Consider the following 6,000-nt stretch of genomic DNA (forward strand, 5'->3'; position numbering starts at 1 on the left):
AAGGCATCTATTGATATAAAATTTAATAAGAAATGGATGGGATAATGAAAGGTATGGTCGTATTTGAGGGGTTTATAACAAGACAATTAATAGCTCACTCAATCGAGCAAGCTACCAGGAATTGTCTGTAGTCAATGGCAAGTAAAGCTTAGGTAGTCGTCACATTCCGACGAAGAAACTAATCACCAATGCATTGATTAAATCGACAAAGAAACCACATACTAATGGAACCACAATGAAAGCTTGTGGGCTTGCACCATAACGATGCGTCACGGCCGTCATGTTCACAATCGCTGTAGCGGTCGAACCTAATGTAATACCACCGAAGCCTGAACATATCACCACGGAGTCATAGTTTCGTCCCATCATGTAGTAGACCACAAACATGGTAAATAACAGGGACAGTAGAATCTGAATACTCATGATCACCGAGATATAGCCAAATAACCCATCAAGATCCCAGATGCGAAGACCCATCAACGCCATCGTCAGGAACATCCCCAAACAAATGTCAGAAATCATCGCTAAGCCTTTTCGGCCTTGGGCTATTTTCTCTTGTGTTCGACGCTTCGTAAACAATGCACGGCCAATATTCCCTATAAAAATACCAGCGATTAAGCAGCTTACGAACAATGGAAGTTTTAACCCCATTGAGTCGATAATTTCACTGATGCTGTAACCAAGCATCAGAGTGAGGTTTAAAAGTAACCATGCCCACAGCACACCGTAATGACTTAACTCAGTGCGTGTTTCGCTTTCTTGGTACGCACCAACCGTCACGTCTTCTTCATTAGACGGGCTGATTTTGTGTTTATTAAGTAAGTAATTTGCAATTGGACCACCAATCACACACGCTGCAATCAAGCCAACCGTGTTTGACGCCACACCGAGCTCTAGCGCGTTCGAAATGCCAAACTCTTCCACGAACATTGGTGCCCACGCCAACGTTGTGCCTACACCGCCGATTAAGCTCACAGAGCCAGATAACAAGCCAGCTTTGGGATCCATTCCAAAGCCCGAAGCTACCGCCATCCCAACCACGTTTTGCAACACGATAAAGACAGCAGCAAGAAACAATAGAATGAACAACGGTCGCCCACCCTTAATCAGTGTTTTAATATCCGCTTGGAGTCCGATGCCAGCAAAAAAGTAGAGCAGTAAAAAATCTCTGACATCTAGGCTAAAAGTGATTTGAATTTCAAATAGGTAATAAAGCGCGGCAACGGTAGCAGCACAAACAAAGCCACCAATAACCGGTTCCGGTAGAGAATACTTCCTTAATACTTCAGATCGCTCAATCAAACCTTTACCAATAAACAGTAATGAGATCGCGATAGTAAAGGAGAGCAATGGAGAAACGAGGGTTTCCGTCATGAGGAGATAGATTCCTAATAGTTAAGATTATTCATAATGTTGCTTACCCTTAATCATCTAGAACCAGACCAAAAAATCAAGCTTTTATCGGTTACAAAAGCAACTAATATGGATCAATTTGCGTAGACATAAATAGAGTAAATAACGATAAAGAAATGATTAAAGGAACTGATACTAGAGATAGAGTAGATGAGGTGAAATATAGGGGGCTCTAAAACGAGAAAACCCCAGCATTTCTGCTAGGGTTTTGAATAGTGGTGGAAGGATGGGGATTTGAACCCCAGATACGCTATAAACGTATACTCGCTTTCCAGGCGAGCGCCTTAAGCCACTCAGCCATCCTTCCACAAATTTTGTGTTGAGCTTGTTACTCAACGAGGCGCTACTTTATTGATTCTGCTTGCTTTGGTCAAGGGGCATTATCAAAAAAAGTGCCTTTTTCAGTTTGTTCGATTATAAATTAACTCATTAGATCAAAAACAAACCAAATTTCATAATATCGAGGGGCTTACGCTTGCTGATAATAGCCAGGAACTCTAAACCATTTACGGCACATATCTAGGAAGTAACCGTAAAGCACGCCCATACCACATGAGATAACTGCATTACTGGTCACGGCTGTTACGATCTGATCAGTTGAAGCGCCTACTGCAAGTAAAATACCGGCGTATACAGGTGACTGGAATAACACGTAAGCCATCAAATCAGACAGGTTTTTCATCGGGGTACTTTGTGAAAGCTTTGCACCATTGCGCAAGAACCAATCACGAAAAACACCATAAGGCCAAGCGATAGCAATGTTTACCGGAATAGATAACGTTCGAGAAGCAAGAGATTGCTCAAACGTCATACCTGAAATAAACACTTCTACGATCATCCCTGAGATAAAACAGAAAACTACCATAGCAAATGTATCCGCTGCTGCATTACGAATACAAAATGGACCACGAGACTTCATTAACAACAAACCTAAAATATATCACTGCTTAAGTAGTGATTTAGTAACATATAAACAAGGTGTATTTACACCCTACCAGATAATATCGCTATTAAAACACAAGATAAGCAGTCATACATTCCAAATTAAAAATCAAGTTGTAAATTAACAACCAAAAACCAGTTAAAAAGCAGTCACTTCAACCAATAAATCGCATCAAGGTCAAATAATGGCCAATTCGTTGTTTACTTTCTGTAATTAAACAACACTTAGGCCATAGGTAAGTTAACAGTAATAATGTTAATGACACCTTGGGTAGGAGGCGCCCCAAGAGAAACTTGTTCTAGGGCTTTATCAACTTGAGATGTAAGTTCAGCATTGTTCATCGGGACAATATGAGCACGTAGGGTTTCCAAGGCAAACTGAATCAGCTCAAGGTTATTATCTTCTAGCGCCACATACAGCGTTACTAGTAGCTCTTCAGTGTTGTCTTTATTTCGCAGGTCGGGTTTAGGTAGCGAACGACTTTGACTCTTCTGCCCGTGTGGATGTGTGTTCTGCAGGTTTACATTACTACTTACTGTTTTATGACGAAATTCATCACTTATCGCATCCTCATGGCTTTCATCGTCATGAAATTGGTAAAGCTTGTTCGAGTAACGGAATAAAGCGTCGTCGAGCTCACGTTCATCAATCGGTTTAGCAATAATGTAATCCACACCAGCACCGAGCATACGCTCGCGTGTCTCTTTAAATACATCAGCAGTACAACCAAATATCAAAACTGATGACACATCGCCAATTAAGGCACGAATCGCTGTTGTTGATTCAACGCCGTCCATCACAGGCATATGATTATCCATCAACACCAAATCAAAATGCTCAGCGACGACGGCTTGTATGGCAAGCTCACCATTTTCGACGCTTTTACAGGTGAACCCTTTGCTGCTCATGAAGGTCTCAATGATGACGGTATTGGTTCGGTTATCTTCTACAATCAGCACTTTCAAGCCAGAATAATCCAACTTCTTATGTGGCAAGCTCTCAATCTCTCCAGGCTGACAAGGTTGTATCTTCAATCGAACATCGAAGCTTGTACCTATGCCCTCTTCACTGGTAACAGTAATACTGCCATCCATGAGCTGAGCAATTTTCTTCACAATCGCCAAGCCAAGGCCAGTACCGCCAAAGCGTCTTGTGGTCGACGACTCGGCTTGTTCAAAAGGCTTGAAAATACGCTTTTGGGCTTCTTTAGAAATACCAATGCCAGTATCACGCACTCGAATACTGAGGTAGGTGTCACTCCCTTCTACAATTTCTTTCAGGTATACCTCAACAAAGCCTCTGGAAGTGAACTTCACGGCGTTGTTCAGTAGATTAAACAAGATTTGGCGCAGGCGAGCTTTGTCCGAGAAGTACCAACGGCCAGAAGGCACCTCAGAGTACACCTTAAATTGAAGCCCCTTTTCGGAAGACAATGTGAAGTAAACGCTGTTGATACTGCCAATGATGGAATCAAGCGGGAAACGAGTTTCATCGAGATCCAATCGACCTTGTTCAATCTTTGAAAAATCCAAGATCTCATTGAGCAAAGTCATCATGTGATCGCCAGACTCATACAGGCTCTTAAGGTGTTTCTCTTGCTCTGTATTTAAAGGGGTTTTTAATAGGATCTGAGCGGTTCCCAATACACCATTCATTGGAGTTCGAATTTCATGTGACAGAGTTGCAAGGAAAGCAGTTTTAGCATTGGTTGATGCTTGAGCTTTAACCTTTTCAGCTTCAAGGTAGATGGTCTTTTCGTTGAAGGTTTTAATCAAATGACCGATTTCATCTTGACTTGAGTAGTCAACATCAATGATCTCACCCGCTTTAGAACCATCGACTTTGGCTGCAATAGTTGTGATAGGGCTAATTAAATAGCGGTTCAACAAGTAATAACCTGCCATTACACACAATAACAACAGAGGTACAATACCGCCTTCAATACTCATTACCTGACGAAATACCTCATCTGATACCAGTAATTTTGAATTGACGACATCCACTTGCCAACCGAATTCACCAAACTGGTTATTGCTGATGTAAATCCCTTCAACAAGATTGAAATTGTGGGAAACCAATACTTGGTTAAGTTTATCTCTTAACGTAATACCAAGGTCATACTCTTCCGCATGGTTCTTAATAAAGCCTAATAACTCCTCAAGAGAGAGATCTACCGTCGCAACGCCAGCAAAGGTACCATCATAATAATAAGGTGATGAGGCTGTGATCATTCGAACATGAGTGTATGGATCGATATACACATCACTCCACGAGATGGTTCCTTGATCTTTGTTAATGACAGAGGTGTACCAATACTCTTGGTGATAAGGGACGTTTTTAGGGTTGTTATAAGAAAACAACTGGTCAATCTTGCCATCGTCGGCTTTGTTGAAAAAATAGCTGTTAAGCAGCTTCTTAGAATCCAACACGTAAGGTTCTGGCCAGATGCCAGCGCTGACGATCGTGTCATCACTCGCCGCCAACATCGATTTAAATAGCGGAATAACATCATCACCATTGCGATGTGCTTGAGCAAAGCCAACCAAGCTATCAACAAAGCCTCGAGAACTGCTGAGTGGCTCTGTAATCAAGGCAGATAAAAGTTGCGTACGCAAGTCGAGGTTTTGTTGTAATTTGGCGCGCACAGGGGATTCTACGACGTAATACGTCACACTACCGACAATCGCAATAAACATCGCAAGGTATAATCCAAGCGCTACCATGCTTTTTTTCTTTAAAGATGACCGTATCTGCATAATTTTTTGTTGTTTTCTTTTCTATTAAACCTAGTGTTTATCACCAATGACATCAAGCCTTTTTAGATTGAAGCTTGATTGGCACAAGTTCATTGGTACTATAAGCGCAAATATGTTCCCTTTTACGGTACCTCACTTTGACCTTACAAGATATTCTTGCGCTTCCAGAGTTGGAAGGAAAGCTAATCACAGAACACAAAACCATGGGATTTGTCACGGCAATGGCAGCCGCCCCTAATGTGTTAACACCGCATGAGTGGCTACCGTTCCTTTGGGGTGGCGAAGAAGTCGCTCCATTTACGGATGGTGAACAACTTGAAAGCTACATTGAAGTTATCATCACGCTTTGGAATAGAACACGTCCTGAGCTAATCGAAGGTACTTGGGTTTGGCCTGAAGCTTGCCAATTGGATGATGCAGAAGTAGTGAACACTGCGGCTCGAGATTTCTGTGAAGGCTTACTTCAAGGCTGGCAGATTGCCCGTGACGATTGGGAAACTCTGATGCCTGAAGATAGCGAAGACAACGCGCTAGTCGGCGGCGTACTACTGTCACTAAGCATGTTGTACGATCCAGAAACTTCAATTGCAACGCTTGCGGAGCAAGGTATTGAAGGCCTAGAGCAATTTGAAGAGATATTTAACGCAGTTCCTGTCATGCTTTGCGGGTTAACTCAGCGCGGTATCGCATTGGCTGAAGCTCAATAATATCGACTAATTAGATAGCAAAAAGGCCTCTCAACGAGGCCTTTTTTAGTTTGAATGTCCCGTCCTGAAATGTGTTTACACATTGAGGACGAATTATGACTACTTCAAATAATACCTACGTTAAGCGCACTCAGCGTGATTACACACTAGGCTTTAAATTACAGGTCGTCGCCGCTGTAGA

4 protein-coding genes and 1 tRNA gene are annotated in these 6,000 nt (G+C 42.2%); 1 reads left to right on the top strand and 4 read right to left on the bottom strand.

Features of this window, described 5'->3' with window-relative positions:
- Positions 1 to 159: 159 nt before the first annotated feature.
- The 4 genes from gltS to AACW75_RS14325 all read right to left on the bottom strand — a co-directional run bounded on the left by gltS (position 160) and on the right by AACW75_RS14325 (position 5,112).
- Positions 160 to 1,374, bottom strand: coding sequence for a sodium/glutamate symporter (gene gltS, locus AACW75_RS14310; RefSeq protein ID WP_017076417.1), 1,215 nt, complete (start codon positions 1,372 to 1,374; stop codon positions 160 to 162).
- A gap of 255 nt (positions 1,375 to 1,629) precedes the next feature.
- Positions 1,630 to 1,720 (bottom strand) — tRNA-Ser (locus tag AACW75_RS14315).
- Between the two features lie 162 nt (positions 1,721 to 1,882).
- Positions 1,883 to 2,332, bottom strand: a complete 450-nt coding sequence (locus AACW75_RS14320) for an L-alanine exporter AlaE (protein ID WP_102553218.1) — start codon at positions 2,330 to 2,332, stop codon at positions 1,883 to 1,885.
- A gap of 248 nt (positions 2,333 to 2,580) precedes the next feature.
- Entirely contained in the window at positions 2,581 to 5,112 is a 2,532-nt protein-coding gene (locus AACW75_RS14325) for an ATP-binding protein (RefSeq protein WP_445329522.1), read from the bottom strand.
- Between the two features lie 137 nt (positions 5,113 to 5,249).
- Between AACW75_RS14325 and AACW75_RS14330 the strand changes: the two genes are divergently transcribed.
- Positions 5,250 to 5,819: a UPF0149 family protein gene (locus tag AACW75_RS14330; protein ID WP_017076421.1), complete on the top strand. Its 570-nt coding sequence runs from the start codon at positions 5,250 to 5,252 to the stop codon at positions 5,817 to 5,819.
- Positions 5,820 to 6,000 lie beyond the last annotated feature (181 nt).

This window comes from Vibrio sp. L3-7, assembly GCF_963898195.1.
GTDB lineage: Bacteria > Pseudomonadota > Gammaproteobacteria > Enterobacterales > Vibrionaceae > Vibrio > Vibrio echinoideorum.

Coding starts and splice junctions, on each gene's coding strand:
- gltS (WP_017076417.1), bottom strand. CDS start 1,374: ATGACGGAAACCCTCGTTTCTCCATTGCTCTCCTTTACTATCGCGATC.
- AACW75_RS14325 (WP_445329522.1), bottom strand. CDS start 5,112: ATGCAGATACGGTCATCTTTAAAGAAAAAAAGCATGGTAGCGCTTGGA.
- AACW75_RS14320 (WP_102553218.1), bottom strand. CDS start 2,332: ATGAAGTCTCGTGGTCCATTTTGTATTCGTAATGCAGCAGCGGATACA.